Annotated in this window: 15 protein-coding genes and 1 tRNA gene; 5 read left to right on the forward strand and 11 right to left on the reverse strand. The window is 61.8% G+C overall.

Going from position 1 to position 16,802, the window contains the following annotated elements:
* Window position 1: 1 nt before the first annotated feature.
* The 4 genes from GM415_RS03710 to ppnP all read right to left on the reverse strand — a co-directional run bounded on the left by GM415_RS03710 (window position 2) and on the right by ppnP (window position 3,711).
* Window positions 2–1,297 carry a galactokinase gene (locus GM415_RS03710; protein ID WP_242012339.1) on the reverse strand — a complete coding sequence of 432 codons (1,296 nt, stop codon included), beginning with the start codon at window positions 1,295–1,297 and terminating at the stop codon, window positions 2–4.
* Window positions 1,294–2,343 carry a UDP-glucose--hexose-1-phosphate uridylyltransferase gene (locus GM415_RS03715; protein WP_199244333.1) on the reverse strand — a complete coding sequence of 350 codons (1,050 nt, stop codon included), beginning with the start codon at window positions 2,341–2,343 and terminating at the stop codon, window positions 1,294–1,296. Before GM415_RS03715 ends, GM415_RS03710 begins: the two co-directional genes overlap by 4 nt.
* Window positions 2,344–2,976: 633 nt before the next feature.
* The gene (locus tag GM415_RS03720; RefSeq protein ID WP_158946489.1) at window positions 2,977–3,387 is read right to left on the reverse strand and encodes a hypothetical protein; all 411 of its coding nucleotides are present in this window, start codon (window positions 3,385–3,387) and stop codon (window positions 2,977–2,979) included.
* A 9-nt stretch (window positions 3,388–3,396) separates the two neighbouring features.
* Window positions 3,397–3,711: a pyrimidine/purine nucleoside phosphorylase gene (gene ppnP / locus GM415_RS03725; protein ID WP_158946490.1), complete on the reverse strand. Its 315-nt coding sequence runs from the start codon at window positions 3,709–3,711 to the stop codon at window positions 3,397–3,399.
* Between the two features lie 111 nt (window positions 3,712–3,822).
* On the opposite strand from ppnP, the gene GM415_RS03730 reads away from it, so the two are divergent.
* Window positions 3,823–4,836, forward strand: a complete 1,014-nt coding sequence (locus tag GM415_RS03730) for a Gfo/Idh/MocA family protein (RefSeq protein ID WP_158946491.1) — start codon at window positions 3,823–3,825, stop codon at window positions 4,834–4,836.
* Window positions 4,815–4,988 carry a hypothetical protein gene (locus GM415_RS03735; RefSeq protein WP_242012340.1) on the forward strand — a complete coding sequence of 58 codons (174 nt, stop codon included), beginning with the start codon at window positions 4,815–4,817 and terminating at the stop codon, window positions 4,986–4,988. Before GM415_RS03730 ends, GM415_RS03735 begins: the two co-directional genes overlap by 22 nt.
* A gap of 135 nt (window positions 4,989–5,123) precedes the next feature.
* Here the strand turns inward: GM415_RS03735 and GM415_RS03740 are convergent, their stop codons facing one another.
* The 6 genes from GM415_RS03740 to purM all read right to left on the reverse strand — a co-directional run bounded on the left by GM415_RS03740 (window position 5,124) and on the right by purM (window position 13,629).
* Window positions 5,124–7,415, reverse strand: a complete 2,292-nt coding sequence (locus tag GM415_RS03740) for a PAS domain S-box protein (RefSeq protein WP_158946492.1) — start codon at window positions 7,413–7,415, stop codon at window positions 5,124–5,126.
* A gap of 163 nt (window positions 7,416–7,578) precedes the next feature.
* Window positions 7,579–9,759 (reverse strand): glutamine synthetase III family protein, encoded by a 2,181-nt coding sequence (locus GM415_RS03745; protein ID WP_158946493.1) that lies wholly within the window; start codon window positions 9,757–9,759, stop codon window positions 7,579–7,581.
* A 611-nt stretch (window positions 9,760–10,370) separates the two neighbouring features.
* Complete coding sequence (locus GM415_RS03750) at window positions 10,371–11,015, reverse strand: RluA family pseudouridine synthase (protein WP_242012341.1); 645 nt, start codon at window positions 11,013–11,015, stop codon at window positions 10,371–10,373.
* Window positions 11,012–11,794, reverse strand: a complete 783-nt coding sequence (locus tag GM415_RS03755) for a hypothetical protein (RefSeq protein ID WP_158946495.1) — start codon at window positions 11,792–11,794, stop codon at window positions 11,012–11,014. The genes GM415_RS03750 and GM415_RS03755 overlap by 4 nt, the downstream gene beginning before the upstream one ends.
* 66 nt (window positions 11,795–11,860) lie before the next feature.
* A complete protein-coding gene (gene greA / locus GM415_RS03760; RefSeq protein ID WP_158946496.1) occupies window positions 11,861–12,352 on the reverse strand; it encodes a transcription elongation factor GreA in 492 nt (163 codons plus the stop codon).
* Window positions 12,353–12,567: 215 nt separating this feature from the next.
* Window positions 12,568–13,629: a phosphoribosylformylglycinamidine cyclo-ligase gene (purM, locus tag GM415_RS03765; protein WP_158946497.1), complete on the reverse strand. Its 1,062-nt coding sequence runs from the start codon at window positions 13,627–13,629 to the stop codon at window positions 12,568–12,570.
* Window positions 13,630–13,821: 192 nt separating this feature from the next.
* Here purM and GM415_RS03770 point away from each other — a divergent pair, with 192 nt between their 5' ends.
* The 3 genes from GM415_RS03770 to GM415_RS03780 all read left to right on the forward strand — a co-directional run bounded on the left by GM415_RS03770 (window position 13,822) and on the right by GM415_RS03780 (window position 15,721).
* Complete coding sequence (locus GM415_RS03770; RefSeq protein ID WP_158946498.1) at window positions 13,822–14,106, forward strand: hypothetical protein; 285 nt, start codon at window positions 13,822–13,824, stop codon at window positions 14,104–14,106.
* A 51-nt stretch (window positions 14,107–14,157) separates the two neighbouring features.
* Window positions 14,158–15,177: an AmmeMemoRadiSam system radical SAM enzyme gene (amrS, locus tag GM415_RS03775; protein ID WP_158946499.1), complete on the forward strand. Its 1,020-nt coding sequence runs from the start codon at window positions 14,158–14,160 to the stop codon at window positions 15,175–15,177.
* 467 nt (window positions 15,178–15,644) lie between these two features.
* A tRNA-Pro gene (locus GM415_RS03780) sits at window positions 15,645–15,721 on the forward strand.
* A 160-nt stretch (window positions 15,722–15,881) separates the two neighbouring features.
* Here the strand turns inward: GM415_RS03780 and GM415_RS03785 are convergent.
* On the reverse strand, window positions 15,882–16,799 hold the full coding sequence (locus GM415_RS03785; RefSeq protein WP_158946500.1) for a sensor domain-containing diguanylate cyclase: 918 nt from the start codon (window positions 16,797–16,799) through the stop codon (window positions 15,882–15,884).
* Between the last annotated feature and the right edge of the window lie 3 nt (window positions 16,800–16,802).

A 16,802-nucleotide genomic window follows, 5' to 3' on the forward strand; every position in this document is an offset into this window, starting at 1 on the left:
GCTACGCCTCCCCGTCCGGCAGGATCAGATCAAGACCGGGCCTGCGTACGCGCAGGGGCAGCACCGCGCCCAGCCCGAACACGGCTTCCATGTAGGCCTGATAGTCCGGGAAGCGGTCCCGGGGCACATAGGCCTGGATGGTCCCGGCGAAGCCGCCGCCCTGGATGCGCCACGCTCCGTTGCCCCCAAGGAACCGTTCGGTCAGGGTCAAGGCCAGGGGGATGGGCTGCTCCTCTGGCCGGATCGTGCTCACGCAGTTCTGCAGCAGCCTCCAGGACGAGTCTCCCGAGGCCAGGACAAGGCGGAGAAAGGCAGTCATGTCACCCTGCGCGAGGGCCTCGGCCTGAGCCTGGGCCCGGTCGCTCTCCTCGATGAAGTGGAGCAGCCGGAGCAGAGCCCTGTCCCCGGCCTCGCGCCGGATGGTCGGTGCCGCGTCCAGGACCTGCGCCACGGTCAGACCGCGCGCCGTCTCCTGCCCGAGCACTCTGGCGGCCCGGCCCATCTCGGCCGGGATGGCCGCATACTCCGGGGTGAGATCCGCGTGGCTGCCCCCGGTGTCCACCACCGCAAGCTGGTAGTCCGTGGCCCCGAAATCGAAATCCACCTGACGCGTGACCGGACTCGCAGGATCGGCGAAGTCGATGGACAAGACACCTTGGGCTGCGCAGGCCAACTGGTCCATGAGCCCGCACGGCTTGCCGAAATGCACGTTCTCGGCCTGTTGCCCGAAGCGGGCCAGCTCCAGGGGGGTGACCCGGCCCTCGTTGAAAAGCTGGTTGAGCACCTGCCCCATGCAGACTTCGAAGGCGGCGGAGGAACTCAGCCCCACGCCCATGGGCACACCGCCCGAAACGCAGGCGTCGAAGCCGCCCACCACATGCCCGGCCTGCGCGAAACCATGAACAACCCCGCGGATAAGCGCCTCCGGGGTGCCCTCCTCGGTCTTGCGGGGCGCGGTGTCGGCGCAGTCCACTTCGATGGTCCCGCCAAAGCCCTCTGACTTGACCCGGATGCGATTCCCTTCCGAGGCGCGGGCCACGGCAAGGCAGTCGAAGCTCACGGCGGCGGCCAGCACCACGCCGTGGTTGTGGTCCGTGTGGTTGCCGCCCAGCTCGGTCCGCCCGGGCGCGCTGACCAGAACCGCAGGGCCCGTCCCCCGCCACTCGGCCATGCGCTCCAGCAGGGACGCCGCGCGCAGCCCCTGCCTGTCGGTTTCGCCCTCTCCGTACAGCTCGGCAAGGGCGCGGTCCAGCCCGTGGGAGTGGACGGCGGCGAGATATTCCTTCAGGTCGGTCACGGGGTCACGTCCAGGTAATGGGTCTCGGAGAGTTCCCGCAGGCGCAGGGCGGCGGCCTCGGCGGTCAGATCACGCTGAGGCATGGCCATCATCTCGAACCCGACCATGAATTTCTTCACGGACCGGGACCGGAGCAGCGGCGGATAGAAGTGCATGTGCCAGTGCCAGTGGGTGTGCTCCCCGCCGTCCGTGGGGCGCTGGTGGATGCCCATGGAATACGGGAACGAGGTGGAAAAGAGGTTGTCGTACCGGGTGCAGAGGCGGACAAGAGCGTCTGCCAGATCGTTGCGCTGGGCCGCGTCCATTTCGGTGATGGCACCCATGTGCGCCTTGGGCAGGAGCATGGTCTCGAATGGCCAGACCGCCCAGAACGGGACCAGGACAGCGAAGGAGTCGTTCTCGAAGACCACCCGCTCACCGCCGGAGAGTTCCCGCTCCAGGTAGCGGCAGAGCAGACATCCGCCGTGCTCCTCCAGATGGGCGCGCTGCCGGTCGTCTTCCATGCGCGGATACATGGGCACGGACCCGGTGGCCCAGATCTGGCCGTGGGGATGCGGATTGGAGCAGCCCATGATGGCGCCCCGGTTCTCGAAAATCTGAACGTAGCCGATGCTCTCCCGCGCACCCAACTCCGCGAACTCGCGGCACCAGACGTCCACCACCCCGGCCACGCGCTCCGCGCCCAAGCGGGCCATGTTCAGATCGTGGCGGGGGGAATAGCAGATGACCCGGCAGATGCCCGGCTCGTGCTCGGCCACAAGCAGGCCGTCCTCCATGGGGGAGGCTTCGCCCGTCTCGGGCAACAGGGCCGCAAAGTCGTTGGTGAAGACGAAGGTCTCGTCGTAGTCCGGGTTGACGGCACCGCCGGCCCGCTCGTTGCCGGGGCAGAGATAGCAGTGGGGATCGTACTCGGGCAGAGTGGAGACGTCGGGAGCCTCTTCCTTGCCCTGCCAGGGCCGCTTGGTGCGGTGGGGCGAAACCAACACCCACTCTCCGGTGAGCTGGTTGAGCCGCCGGTGCGGCTGCTCGTCGAACTGTATGCGCATCCCCGTAACCCCCTCTTCAAACACCTGTTCGACTGTTGGAAATCCAACAAGCCGGACTTGCTCGCCTTTTTGTGCAAACGTTACCGCAAACGTTGCCGCAAACGTTTGCGGGCGCGCGGAACAGAAAACCATATCGACACGTTCCTGTCAATAAACGGCCACAAAATGCTCGGCCACTCACAGAATATCGGACAAAATGGGGGGATGCGCAGTTATTTTTTACGGCTTGTGCCCAAATAAAGCGCGCTCGCGCCACACGGGCAACGGAAGAATGCACGGAGGGGAATCAGCGTGTAAGTTTCTCGGAGCACGGGAGGCCTCCCGCCCCCCAGGTCTCCTTTTTGACGACCTCATGGATTACGGAGACAGGTGCCTCGTCACAGTCTGCAGTGCGAGAGATCTCCCCGGTCCGGACCTGACCACGCTTTTGCCCGGCGCAACTTACCGCCCGCATTTCCACGCATATGATCGGCATGGGTCGCCTTTCCAGGGCGCAGCCCGGGAGGTGTCCGTCTCCGGTGGAAAGCGTTCGGACGGAGGACGTGCCGACGCGGCCACGGCCTTGACCGAAGGCTTCCCGTTCCCCCGAAAAGCTCACCCCCGGCATGGCCGGGGGGGAGCGAAAAAGCAGGATCAGTCGGGCAGCTGGGACAGGGTCTGGCCCACGCCCGCAGCGGTGAGGATGGAGAAACAAAGGCGCGCCTTGGTGTCGCCAAAGCTCACGTCCATGTAGACGGTCTCGTCGTGCTGGAAGCTCTCGGAGGCCGTGCCGGTGAGCAGGGGCAGCTCCGTGGTCTCGCTCAGGTCGAACTCCACCGGGATCATGCCCAGCTTCTCAGGGCCGATGGGAGCCTGGCTCATGTTGGTCAGGGCCTCGGCCATGCCCTTGGCGGCGTCAAGCGCCACCGGGAGGTACAACTGGCCGAACTGGAGCAGGCAGACGCCGTGCTCCTCCAGAAGCATGCCCTGGACCTCGACGTCGAGCACCTGGAAAAGATAGGGGCCGCCATCGCCGAATTCGATTCTCTGGCCTTCTTCGGTCACGGGAACCTCCTAGTCGATGTACGAGCAGCAGTAATCGGTGACCGAGGCCACCTGAAGCTTGAACTTGGACGAACCCGGGACCTCGAAGGTCTCGCCGCCCTTGACCGCGACCCATTCGTCGCTGCCGGGCAGTTGCACGGTCAGCTCACCGGCCAGGATTTCCATGACCTCGGGCTTCTCGGTGCCGAATTCGTAGTCGCCGGGAAGCATGATGCCCAGCGTTTTCACCGTTCCGTCCGGGAAGGTCACGACACGGCTGGTGACCTTCCCGTCAAAATAAATATTGGCTGCTTTCTTGATGGTTACGCCCGCAAATTCCGTCATGACTGCTCCTGGCTGAGTGAAGTTGAACGTGGATGAAAATCCCTCCTTGCGGTGGGGTGAAATCAGGCTATAATGGTCTTCATCCACCGTCAACAAAACCAAGGAATCTCCATGCGAAAAATACGTTTCGGCGTGCTCGGCGCGGCCAAAATCGCCCGGACCAAGGTCATCCCCGGCATGCAGGCGGGAGACCTGACCGAAGTGACCGCCATCAGTTCCCGAACCGAGGACTCGGCCCGGGCCGTGGCCGACGAACTGGGCATTCCCAAGGCGTACGGTGGCTACGAGACGCTCCTGGCAGACCCGGACGTAGACGCGGTCTACATCCCCCTGCCCAACCACCTGCACGTGGACTGGTCCATCCGCGCTCTGGAGGCGGGAAAGCACGTGCTCTGCGAAAAGCCCCTGGGCCTGGATTCGAAGGACATCGCCCGACTCATGGAGGCGGCGGCGCAGCACCCGGAACTGCAGGTCATGGAGGCGTTCATGTACCGCTTCCATCCCCAATGGGAGGAAGCCAAACGACTGGTTGACGCTGGGGAGATAGGTCCGGTGGCCTCCATCCAATCCTACTTTTCCTACTTCAACGCCGACCCCGGCAACATCCGCAACCGGGCAGAGATGGGCGGCGGCGGGATGATGGATATCGGGTGCTACAACATCTCCCTGTCCCGCTTCCTGTTCGGCGGAGAGCCGGACCGCGTCTGCGGCTTCGTGGACCGCGCCCCGGACTTCGGTACGGACAGGCTCTTTTCCGGCATGATGGATTTCTCGGGCCGGGTCTCGACCTTTACCTGCTCCACGCAACTGGCCGGACACCAGCGCGTGGACATCCTGGGCGCAAAAGGCCGCATCGAGCTTCCCATCCCCTTCAACGCCCCGCCGGACGAGCCCACCCGTCTCATCCTCCAACGGGAAGAGCACAAGGGCACAGACCGGCACCTGACCACCATCGAGTTCCCGGCCTGCGACCAATATACGGTCCAGGGCGACCGCTTCGCCAAGGCCATCTTGGACGGTGGCCCCACACCCACGCCCCTGGACGACGCCCTGGCCAACATGCGCGTTCTGGAGGTCCTGCTGGAGAGCGCCGACGCAGCCCGTTGGATCACCTGCCGGTCCTGAGCGTCTCCACCCTGCTGACCAGCGGCCAGCTCAGGGCCGACCCCATGATCACCGGGCGCATAGAGCTTGAGGACATCGTGGACAAGGGGTTTCTGGAACTGATCAACAACAAGGACGAAAACATCAAGCCCTGCGTCCGTCCTGAAGAATAGAGGCGTTCACGAAAGCCGTGAAGAGGGCCGCAAATCCGGCACGCTCTCCGCAGCGGCTCCGGACTCTCCCGCCTGCTACGAACGCGATTTGCCTCCGACCGTGACGGGAGCGGCCGGTTCCGCCGCTCAAAAAAATCAATCCCGCTGCCGCTTCAGCCTGACCGCCTCATCCAAGACCGCCACCAGATCCTCCATCTCCACGGGTTTGGGGATGAACCCGTCCATGCCCATGGACAGGAACTTGTCCCTGTCCCCCGCCATGGTGTAGGCGGTCATGGCGTAGACCGGCACGTCACGCCGTTCCGCCCCGGCCTCGCCCTCTCGAATGGCCCGGGTGGCCTCGATGCCGTTCATGCCCGGCATCTGAATGTCCATGAACACGGCGTCGAAGGGTTCGGCGCGAAGGAGGTTGATCGCCTCCCGGCCATCTTCTGTCACGCTCACCGAACACCCGGCCTTTTCCAGCATACGGCTGCCCACCAACCGGTTCACGTCGTCGTCCTCTGCCAGCAGCACGCGCAGCGGGACGGGATGGCCCGCTTCCGGGGCAGCCGCGTCAGGATCGGGCGAAGACATTCCGGCGTCTCGTTCGAAGGGAAGGACCAAGCTGAAGGACGTCCCCTTGCCCACTTCGCTATCCACGGCCATGTGACCATCCATCAGCCCCACCAGCCGTTTGCAGATGGAGAGCCCCAGCCCTGCTCCCTGAAACTGCCGAGCGTACCCTCTGCTGCCCTGGACGAAAGGCTCGAACAGGGACTCCAGTTGCGTCTCCTCGATGCCTATGCCCGTGTCCTCCACGACGAACAGGAGACGGAGCGGTTCAGCCTCGGGCGGAGAGACAAGGGAGACCGTCACACGGACGAAGCCGCTTTCGGTAAACTTCAACCCGTTGCCCACCAGATTGGTCAACACCTGCTGGAGACGAACATCGTCTCCAAACAGATGGGAAGGCACGGCCTCGTCCACAATCAGGGAAAGAGCCACATCCTTTTCCTCGGCGGCGAGCAGGAAATAGTCAAGGACCCGCCGGATCACGTCGTGTAGCTCAAAGCGTACCCGCAACAGCGGCATGCGTCCGGCCTCCACCCGCGACAGATCCAGGATGTCCGAGAGAAGCCGGTTGAGCCGAACGGCGGAATCTCTTCCTGCCTGGGCGTATTCCAGTTGGGTCTCGTCCAGTTCAGTGCCCTGGAGCAGGGTGAACATTCCCTGGATGCCGTTCAGCGGCGTACGGATTTCATGGCTCATGTTGGCCAGGAATTCGGATTTGGTCTCGTTGGCGGCCACTGCCTCCTCCTTGGCCCTGACCAGGCGATTGTGAATGCGTTTGATCTCGGACAGGTCGACGTCCACACAATACATGCATTTTTCGCCCGACGTTGTTTTCTGCATGACGTGAGAGGAGTAGACAGGAACCGGGTTGCCGTCCTTATGCAGCAGCTCCAGCTCGGCAGGCGGGATGGGTTCGTTCTTTTCCAGCCATGCCCTGTGCCCCAGGCGCACAGGCTCGTGCATGGGGTCGGGGATGATCAATTCCAGCAGCCCCCGCCCCATGGCCTCATCCCTGGTGTAGCCGTACAGCCTTTCGCTGGCCGGATTCCAGTAAACCACGTGGAGCGCGCTGTCGTAGCCCTGCACGGCGATGTCGATATTTTCGAAAATCTCACGGAACCGCTGCTCGCTCTCCCGCAGGGCCTCCTCGTTCTTCTTGCGCCGGGTAATGTCCTCAATGTGCCCCAGCGCCTTGACCACGCGGCCCTCCCTGTCGCGGATGGGAATGGCGGTCATGCGATACCACTTGTCAGCGCTCCTGTGCTGAACCTCCACCGACCTCGTCTCCCCCACACGGAAGGCCGTCTCAAAGGGGCAATCTTGGCCAGGCGTATCCAAATCGCTGAAAAAGTCGACGCACAATCTCCCGATCTCGCATGAACCAGGGAACATCCTCGTAAGCTCGCGGTTGAACCAGTCCACGCTCAAGTCCGGCCGAAGCAAAACCATGCCGATGTCCAACGCGGTAAGGACTTCGTCAAAGTAATCCCTTTCGGCCTTGACTGCGGCCTGAAGGCGATTTCGGTCCGTAACATCACGGCTTATGAGAAACACCCCGTAGATGTTCCCGTCACTGTAACGGTGTGGCGCAAACGTGACGTTCATGCACCGCTCGCCCACAGAGGGAAAGACTATTTTGAGCTCGGAATTGACATGCTCGCCGTTGAGGCACCTTTCCAGAGCGGGCAAGGCATCGTTGTAAAGGGCCTGGCCCACCACGTCCGGCATATGGGCGCCGAGAATAGATTCGCGCGGTCTGTCCCAATACCGGCAATACTCAAGGTTCGCCACGAGATAGCACAGCTCACGGTCAAAGATGGCCATCATGTCCTGAGACTGATCGAAGAGAGCCTGCACCTGCTGTAAATCCATCAGCACTCCTAGCTTGTCGAGCTTACACCAGCCTTTTCAGCATACCCTCTCCTGCACAAACCGCAAGGAATTCTTCCATTCCATCCTAATACTATTCGGAATGCACAAAAAAAGGGCCCCGCGCGGTATGCGCGGAGCCCCTGTGCAGCTGTCTGATCTATACTTATTTGATGAACAGCATCTCCTGGTAGCTCGGGAGCGGCCACAGATCATCAGCGACGATGCCTTCCAGGGCGTCGGCGACTTCGCGGACGGCCAGCATGGCGGGCAGGGTCTTGGTGGTCTTGTAGGCGGCTTCGGCTTCCACGGAGGAGTCGTCGGTGTCGGCGATCACGCCTTCCAGGGCGACGATGTTGTCCTGGAGATCACGCAGCATGTCAGTGACCTGCTGGAGCAGGGTGGTGCGGGGCTCGATGCCGGCGGCCTTGATGGAGGCGGCGGTTGCGGCCAGTTCGCCCTGGTAGCGGATGGCGGCGGGCAGGATGATGGTCTTGGCGATCTTCACCACCAGCAGGGACTCGGTCTGGATGTGCTGGTTGTACTGCTCGTGGTAGACTTCGCAGCGGGCGTGCAGCTCGTCCTTGGACAGGACGCTGTACTTCTCGAAGACCTTGACGACTTCCTCGCCGGTGATCATGGGCAGGGCTTCGGGAGTGGTCTTGAGGTTGGCCAGACCGCGCTTGGCGGCTTCGACCTGCCAGGCGTCGGCGTAACCGTCGCCGTTGAAGACCACGTGGCCGTGCTTCTTCATGATCTCCTGGATGACCTTCTGGGTGGCTTCGTTCAGCGCGGTGCCCTTCTTGGTCAGGGCTTCGATCTCGTCGGCGACGAAGTCCAGGGACTCGGAGATGATGGTGTTCAGTGCGACCTGAGCGCCGGCGATGGACTGGTTGGAACCGACCGCGCGGAACTCGAAACGGTTGCCGGTGAAGGCGAACGGAGAGGTGCGGTTACGGTCGCCGGAATCCATGGGCAGGGCGGGCAGGGTGTCGACACCCAGCTCCAGGCAGCCCTTGGCGTCGCAGCCCTTGAGGTCGCCCAGTTCGATCTGGTTGAAGATCTCGGCCAGCTCTTCACCGAGGAAGATGGAGATGATGGCCGGCGGGGCCTCGTTGGCGCCCAGGCGATGGTCGTTACCAGCGGAGGCGACCACGGCGCGAAGCAGCGGAGCGAATTTCTCCACGGCGCGGATGGTCGCGGCGGTGACGGCCAGGAACTGCATGTTCTCGGCCGGAGTTGCGCCGGGGGAGTACAGGGAGCCCTGGGAAGCGGAAGAGATGGAGTAGTTCAGGTGCTTGCCCGAGCCGTTGATGCCGGCGAACGGCTTTTCGTGCAGCAGGCAGGCCATGCCGTATTTCTTGGCGACGGACTTCAGGGTGGTCATGACCATCTGGTTGTGGTCGGTGGCCAGGTTGGACTGCTCGTAAACCGGAGCGATCTCGAACTGACCGGGGGCCACTTCGTTGTGACGGGTCTTGACCGGGACGCCCAGCTTGTACAGCTCACGCTCGACTTCCATCATGAAGGCGAGCACGCGGCGCGGGATGGCGCCGAAGTAGTGGTCGTCCAGCTCCTGGCCCTTGGCCGGCTTGGCGCCGAACAGGGTGCGGCCGCAGACCATCAGGTCGGGGCGGGCGAAGAAGAAGTTGCGATCGACCAGGAAGTATTCCTGCTCGGGACCGGCGTTGGAAACGACCATGTCGCCGGAATCGTCACCGAACAGCTTCAAGAAGCGCTGGCCGGCCTTGTTCAGGGCCTGGTTGGCGCGCAGCAGCGGGGTCTTCTTGTCCAGTGCATGACCTTTCCAGGAAACGAAGGCGGTGGGGATGCACAGGAAGGTGCCGTTGGGGTTTTCCAGGATGTAAGCCGGGTTGGTCACGTCCCAGGCGGTGTAGCCGCGGGCTTCGAAGGTGGCGCGCAGGCCGCCGGAGGGGAAGGAGGAAGCGTCCGGCTCGCCCTGGATGAGCAGCTTGGCCTCGAGTTCGGCGATGGCGCCGCCCTCACCGTCGGGGGACAGGAAGCCGTCGTGCTTCTCGGCGGTCAGGCCGGTCAGCGGGTAGAAAACGTGGGTGTAGTGAGTCGCGCCCTTGGAGATGGCCCATTCCTTCATGGCGGCGGCAACAGGTCCGGCCACGGCGGGGTCCAGCTTCTCGCCGGACTTCTTGGTCTTCATCAGGGACTTGTAGACGTCCTTGGGCAGCATGGACTTCATGACAGCGTCATTGAAGACGTTGGCACCAAAGACTTCCGTGGGGGTGGTCTCGGCGAAATTCAGGGGTTTCACGGTAGGGGTGTAGTTGGTCACCGCGTTGATGGCGTTCTGACGAGTCTGGTATCCGCTCATGTAAAATCTCCTTCAGGCAATAAGAAATGGATTTCCGGCACATCCGGATAAAAAAAAGGGCGCCTGACCCTTAGGTGTCTAGCGCTCCCCCCTACCAAGTTATATGCCAAACAATAAAAATCAAGATATCTCAGTCGACTATACTTTTGCACCTTTCCCGGAGAAGAGGAAATCATACGAAAATGTAGTTTGAGACCCCAATTCTTGCAGTTTGCGATAACAAATTTGAAAACTTTTTTGTATGTTTTTACAACATACTAATTTTATTGAATATAATAATGACATTAATGGGAATATCGCTCACAAAAAAAGGAAAAATTGCCTGTTTTTGCCATCCCGGACGGCATTTCAGCCCGAAGTGGCGTCCCCTGAAATGCCACTTTCGCCAACCCGGAGAGTGAATAAAGGCTCCAACTGCATCGGAGGAGGGGGCATCGGATTTCGATCGAGTCGGCAATCGCCCGCTTTGTTTGCTCGGAATGACAGCTGGCTGTGTTGCCGAGGCAGAAATGAACCCTGTCTTGGCCGGGGCCGTAGACGCCCCCTTTTCTTGCCATGGCACGTATGATTCCACCCCTGCCGCACCAAGGAGGTCGAGAGGGCTCCACCCCCTAAAACGGAGGCGGCGAGGTGAACTCCATGGGCTTGCGCGTCTCGGGATGGCGGAAGCGCAGGGTCCAGGCGTGCAGCTTGAGCTGGCCAGGGCCGGTGCCTGTGCCGTAGAGCCGGTCGCCCACGATGGGGACGCCCAGTCCCTTGGGATGGGAAGCGTGGAGACGGAGTTGGTGGGTGCGGCCAGTCAGCGGCATGAACTCCACCCGGGTCCGGCCGTTTTCGACGCCCAGCTTGCGCCAGCGCGTGGTGCCGGACTTGCCCCGCTCGGGGTCGTAGACCTGGTAGGGCCGGTTGTCCGGGTCCAGCCGAAAGGAAAGTTCGATGACGCCCGCGTCAAGCTCCACCACCCCGTCGAGCAGGGCGATGTAGCGTTTGCCCACCAGCTTGTCCATGAACTGCATGGAAAGGGTGCGGTGGGCGGCTTCGGTCAGGGCCAGGACCAGCAGCCCGGAGGTGTCCTGGTCCAGCCGGTGCACCGAGGGCTGGTCAATGGATTCGGGATGCAGGGCCTTGACCCGGCTGACGACGCAGTCCTGGTTGGCTTCGCCCTTCCCCGGCACCGAAAGCAGGCCGCTCGGTTTGTCCACCACGACGATGTGGCGGTCTTCGTAGACCACGGTCAGTCCGTCAGGAAGGTTCACGCGCCGCACTCCTCGCAAAGCATGTACCCCATGATGCGGGCGCATTTCTCGTGACAGGCCGCGTACATGCCGCCGTGACGCCGGGTGCCGGAGCGGTTCTCCCGCCCAACGTAGAACTCGGCCAGGCCCAGCGGCGTCAGGGAGTGGCGGGCCGCATAGCCCAGGAGCTTGGGACCGCAACAGTCGCCCATTCCCGTGGGGATGCCGCCCTGTCCGACAACGGCTTCCCGCAGGGAGATCAGCTCGCCGCACAGGTTGGGGATCATGTAAAGATTATGGATATCGCGCATGAGAGCTCTGGATACGGCCCGCCGTCGTGCGACAAGGGCCTCCCGCTCCGGCGAACCGGCCGGAGCCTCGTCGATCTGCCTTCCGAGGCGCTTGATGAACCGCTCCACGCCCGTGTTCACGGCATGAAACCGATCCATGTCCACCAGGGGAGGCACCCAGCCGTCCACCTCCCATACACCGTTGTACTGCCCGGAGAAGGCCTTGAGCAGGCCGGGCCTGCCGTCCATGCCGCGCACCACGAGCACGCCGAACATCTGCCCCCTGGCCTCGCCGTAGAGATAGTCGGTTGAGAAGCGGGGATCGGCCTCGCCGTCCGGGACCTCCAGGTCGATGCGCCCCTTCTCGGTCAGGGTGTGCAACAGCCTGTCGGCGAACCGACCGGCATAGCCCACCACCATGGTGTGCTCGCGCTTGCAGCGGGCACAATACCCACGCGCGGAGACACGGGTGTCGAAGCTGCCGGAGATGTCGATTGGTTCCAAAAGCATGCAAAGGCCCCACAGGTTTACTATGGGGCCAGAATACACGCTATCGGTTGTGAAACAATGATTTTCTTATCCGTTCAGGCCGGCAACGCCGAGAAACTCGACGGAGACGATCTCGTACTCGATCTTGCCACGCGGAGCGTCCACCACGACCTCGTCGCCTTCCTCCTTGCCCAGCAGGGCCAGGCCCATGGGCGAAAGGACGGAAATGGAGCCCTTCTTGTGGTCCGCGTCATCCGGGCCGAGCAGCAGGAACTTGCGGGTCTCCTCGGTGTCGATATCCTCGACCACCACGGTGGCTCCAAAGGTGGCCTGGTCACCCTTGAGGTTGTCCAGGTCGAAGACGTCGAACAGCGGCATGCGCGAGTTGATGTAGGTAATGCGGGCTTCGAGCATGCCCTGGCGCTCGCGGGCGGCGTCGTACCCGGCGTTTTCACTCAGGTCACCTTCTTCGCGGGCTTCCTTGATGGCCTGGATAATGGCAGGACGCTGGGCCTTGAGATCCTCGAGCTCCTGCTTGAGCTTGTCGTGTCCCTGTTTGGAAATGGGGATGCGATCCATGGGGTTACCTCTCTTGAGTCTGTCGAAAAAAATATAAAAAAAAGATGCAGATCGCGCGGCGTCACTAGGAGGGACCGCGCCCCTGCAATCGGTGTCTCAACGGGGCGACAAGGAAACCGATAAAACATCATCGCCCCCCGGTCAAGAGGGGGCGATGCAATGCTCGCCGGGGGCTGCCGGAGAACGAAGGCCGTTCCCCGGGAACACAACGGTCGCTAGGGGAAAATAACCTCGCACCGCTCTCCGGCGTTTGCGCCGTCCACGATCTCGCCGATGCGGTAGGCCTCCACGCCGTCCATGGAGTCCAGCAGGTCCATGGCCTTGTCCGCGCTGTCGGCGTCCAGAATGAGGATGTAGCCGATGCCGCAGTTGAAAATCTGGAGCATCTCGGGCCAGGACAGGCCGCCCTGGGCCTGGAGCCAGTCGAAGATGGGGAGCATGGGCCAGGTGCCGAACTCGATTCGCGCGGCCACGCCCTCGGGCAGGATGCGGGGAATGTTGTCATAGAAGCCGCCGCCGGTGACGTGGACCATGCCCTTGATCTCCACATTCTCCATGACTTCCAGCACGGGCCGCACATAGAGTTTGGTGGGCTCGATGAGCACCTCGGCCACAGTCTTGTCGGTGCCGGGGAAGGTGTCGTCCGCCTTGAGTCCGGATTCGGAGTAGAGCTTGCGGATGAGGGACCAGCCGTTGGAATGCGCGCCCGAGGAGGCCAGGCCGATGAGTACGTCGCCCTCGGACACGGACTTGCCGGTGACCAGTTTGGGCGTGTCGACCATACCCACGGCGAACCCGGAGAGGTCGTACTCGCCGTCGGGATAGAAGCCGGGCATCTCGGCGGTCTCGCCGCCCAGCAGGGCGCAGTCGGACTGGCGGCAGCCCTCGCAGACGCCGGAGACGACCTGCTCGGCCACGCCGGATTCCAGCTTGCCCGTGGCAAAATAATCGAGGAAGAAGAGGGGCTTCGCGCCCTGAACCAGCACGTCGTTGACGGACATGGCCACCAGGTCGATGCCCACGGTGTCGTGCCGGTCGAACATGAAGGCGAGCTTGAGCTTGGTGCCCACGCCGTCGGCGCCGGCCACGAGCATGGGAGCCTCCATGCCTGAGATCTCGGGCTTGAACAGGCCGCCGAAGCCGCCGATGTCGGTGGCCACGCCCGGAGTGAACGTGGATTTGACCATGTCCTTGATCCGGCTGACAAAACGGTTGCCCGCCTCGATGTCCACTCCTGCCGCGGTGTATGCCTGGGAACGTTTGGCGCTCTCGCTCATCTGTCTCTCCCTGAAAAAACTGTTTCGCCCGCCCTTGTCCGGAAACCTGCCGGGCGTGCGCTGAAAGCTCTATATGTGTTTGATGGCCCAAGTTCAAGTAGAGACTTGCCCGGCTCGCCAATTGCATTGCCATGACCGGCACCAGGGTATACATAGGTTAATAGGGGCGCGCACGCCCCCACGGAGGTAACCATGCGCTATTTCGGCACGATGCTTGTCCTTGCGGCGACGGTCGTCATTTTGACGCTCTCCCCGGCGGGGGCGGCAAAATTCAAGAACAAGGACACGGCCAAGAACCGGCAAAACAACGTCTTCGGCACCGAACCCGCCGAGGGCGACTCCAAGCGGACCACCTTCGGCAAGGACGAAAACGGGGACACCACCATCCGCACCAAGCACAAGAAGCAGGAAGAGGTGGACTGGTACGACAAGGTGATCATCACCGTGGACCCCAACGTGGACTGGAGTTCGGACTAGCCGGCCCAGTCGCCCGCGAGAGGCGGGCCAACGGCAGCCAGGAGGTTTGACATGATCGAAGCGCGCCTTTGGAAACCCCTCAAGGAAGGTTCGGTGCAATGCCGGTTGTGCAACCACTACTGCGCGATCAAGCCCGGGGAGCGGGGACGGTGCGGCGTGCGAGAAAACCGGGACGGGACCCTGTACGCCCTCAACTACGGCAAGATCGCAGCCCTGAACCTGGACCCGGTGGAAAAGAAACCGCTCTACCACTTCCAGCCCGGCACGCGCACCTATTCCTTCGCCACCATGGGATGCAACTTCCGCTGCTCCTTCTGCCAGAACTGGACGCTCTCCCAGCCCCCGCGCGAGGGCGGGGCCATCGAAGGCCGGAACTTCACGCCCGAGGAGCTGGTGGACGAAGCCGTCCGCCTGGAGGCGTCCTCCATCTCCTACACCTACTCCGAACCAACCATCTTTTTCGAGCTGATGCAGGACACCGCCATCCTGGCCCACAAGCGCGGCCTGAAGAACATCATGGTCTCCAACGGGTTCATGAGCCGGGAGTGCCTGGACGAGCTCGCCCCGCACATCGACGCCATCAACGTGGACCTGAAGGCGTTCACCGAGACCTTCTACGAGGAACTCAGCGGAGCCAGGCTCAAGCCGATCCTGGAAAACCTCAAACACATCAAGCATCAGCTCGGCTGGTGGCTGGAGATCACCACCCTGCTCATCCCAGGCAGGAACGACTCGCCCGAGGAGCTGGAGCAGCTCACCGACTTCCTGGCCAAGGAGATCGGCCCGGACACGCCGTGGCACATCTCCCGCTTCCACCCGAACTACAAGATGGGCGACGTCCCGGTCACCGGCGGAGACTCCCTGGGCCGCGCCTTCGACATGGGCAAGGCCAAGGGACTCAAGTACGTGTACATAGGCAACATGCCCGGCATGGACCGCCAGCACACGGACTGTCCCGGCTGCGGCAGGCAGATCATCGACCGCACCGGCTTCGCCGCGGGCCGTATCGAGGTGACGGACGGCAAGTGCGACCACTGCGGCGAACCCATCGCCGGAGTGAACATGGGCTGACCCGCACTTGCCAAGGGAGCCCTTTTTCAGTAGGTATGCGGACCTTTCGTGACGATTGCCGAAAGCGAACCAGCGCCGACGACCGGAGGCACCCCGGATCAATTCAGATTCGTGAGGATTGACATCCGGCAAGGCGCAAGAAACAGCCGGGACCGCCGCGTATCCCAATACGCAAGGGCCCAAGAGGTTCGCAGCAACACAGCCGGTGGCACCCTCCGATCTTTCAGATTCGTGAGGATTGGCATCCGGCAAGGCGCAAGAAGCGACCGGGACCGCCGCGTATCTTAATACGCAAGGGTCCGGACGGTTCGCAGCAACGCAGCCGGTGGCACCTTCCGATCTCTCAGATTCGTGAGGATTGTCATCCGGCAAGGCGCAAGAAGCGGCCGGGACCGCCGCGTATCTCAATACGCAAGGGTCCGGACGGTTCGCAGCAACGCAACCGGTGGCAATCCTCACGAATCTGACGGGGCGTGGCGCAGTCTGGTAGCGCGCCTGCTTTGGGAGCAGGATGCCGGGAGTTCAAATCTCTTCGCCCCGACCAGACAAAGAATGGACCTCATGCACAGGCATGGGGTCTTTTTTTTGGTATTCCGGGCATAAGCCCGGGCGAGGAGAAGAGGATAAACGCCAGGAGCAGGGCAGGTTTTCAATCTTTTGGCATCCCATGCTTTGAGGGGCCGAAATCATCGGAAAGGCCAGATTTATCGCGATGAAATATTTTCCCCAGCGATATGGACACAGTCTCGTCCTGCCTCCTTACTGAGGTAAAGTTGCCTGTCTGCCCTGTCGACCACAGCCATGGCCAACTCTCCTTCCTTGGAAATTGCCCCTCCGAAAGAGGCCGTCACCGCTATCCTTGCATTTTCATAATCAACCCAGGATTCTGCAACAAGCATCCTGAGTCGCTCGGTCACGACAACAAGACCGTCATGGGTAATGTTCGGGATCAGGATTACAAACTCTTCGCCGCCCCAGCGACAGGCCACGTCTAGAGGTCTGAGAACGGTTTTCAGAGTTTTTGCAACCATGGCAATGACCTGATCGCCAACACGATGGCCCCACCTGTCGTTGATTTCCTTGAAATGGTCGATGTCTGCGAACACAACCCCAAAGGGAACGCCGCTATCGCGCATGGACGAATCAAGCCTATCCAGAGTGATGTCTGCATATCGCCGATTCCCGATACCTGTGAGCTGGTCGGTGAGAACTTCTTTCCGAAGGCTTTCCATTTCTTTGATTATATCGAGATTCTTGCTGTTATCGGTAAAGACTTCCACTGCACCGACTATCTTGCCCGATTCATCACGCATGGGAGAGGTGCGCACGAAAATGGGCACCCTATGGCCGAATTTGTGGTGCATATACACGTGGGCTTCTCTCAAATCACCATCTTCCATCGTCGCAGCCAAAGGACATCCGTGAAGACAAAGCTGAACGCCCTCGTCATCTACATGACGAAGGATATTATCTGCGCAGCTTTTCCCAACGATCTCCTTGGCAGTGTATCCGCTGAGCCGCTCTGCCGCTTTGTTCCAAAAGGTAACCTGCTTCTCAAGGTTGACGAAATAGACACCGTCCGTAAGAGAATCAAGCAACTCTTTGTAAAATTCTTGGTTCATATA

Origin of the sequence: Pseudodesulfovibrio cashew, assembly GCF_009762795.1 — a bacterium.
Lineage (GTDB): Bacteria > Desulfobacterota > Desulfovibrionia > Desulfovibrionales > Desulfovibrionaceae > Pseudodesulfovibrio > Pseudodesulfovibrio cashew.

What these genes read in the sequence shown, in the direction of transcription:
- purM (WP_158946497.1), bottom strand. Translation starts at nt 13,629, where the DNA reads ATGAGCGAGAGCGCCAAACGTTCCCAGGCATACACCGCGGCAGGAGTG.
- GM415_RS03730 (WP_158946491.1), top strand. Translation starts at nt 3,823, where the DNA reads ATGCGAAAAATACGTTTCGGCGTGCTCGGCGCGGCCAAAATCGCCCGG.
- ppnP (WP_158946490.1), bottom strand. Translation starts at nt 3,711, where the DNA reads ATGACGGAATTTGCGGGCGTAACCATCAAGAAAGCAGCCAATATTTAT.
- amrS (WP_158946499.1), top strand. Translation starts at nt 14,158, where the DNA reads ATGATCGAAGCGCGCCTTTGGAAACCCCTCAAGGAAGGTTCGGTGCAA.
- GM415_RS03755 (WP_158946495.1), bottom strand. Translation starts at nt 11,794, where the DNA reads ATGCTTTTGGAACCAATCGACATCTCCGGCAGCTTCGACACCCGTGTC.
- GM415_RS03745 (WP_158946493.1), bottom strand. Translation starts at nt 9,759, where the DNA reads ATGAGCGGATACCAGACTCGTCAGAACGCCATCAACGCGGTGACCAAC.
- GM415_RS03770 (WP_158946498.1), top strand. Translation starts at nt 13,822, where the DNA reads ATGCGCTATTTCGGCACGATGCTTGTCCTTGCGGCGACGGTCGTCATT.
- GM415_RS03715 (WP_199244333.1), bottom strand. Translation starts at nt 2,343, where the DNA reads ATGCGCATACAGTTCGACGAGCAGCCGCACCGGCGGCTCAACCAGCTC.
- GM415_RS03785 (WP_158946500.1), bottom strand. Translation starts at nt 16,799, where the DNA reads ATGAACCAAGAATTTTACAAAGAGTTGCTTGATTCTCTTACGGACGGT.
- greA (WP_158946496.1), bottom strand. Translation starts at nt 12,352, where the DNA reads ATGGATCGCATCCCCATTTCCAAACAGGGACACGACAAGCTCAAGCAG.
- GM415_RS03740 (WP_158946492.1), bottom strand. Translation starts at nt 7,415, where the DNA reads ATGGATTTACAGCAGGTGCAGGCTCTCTTCGATCAGTCTCAGGACATG.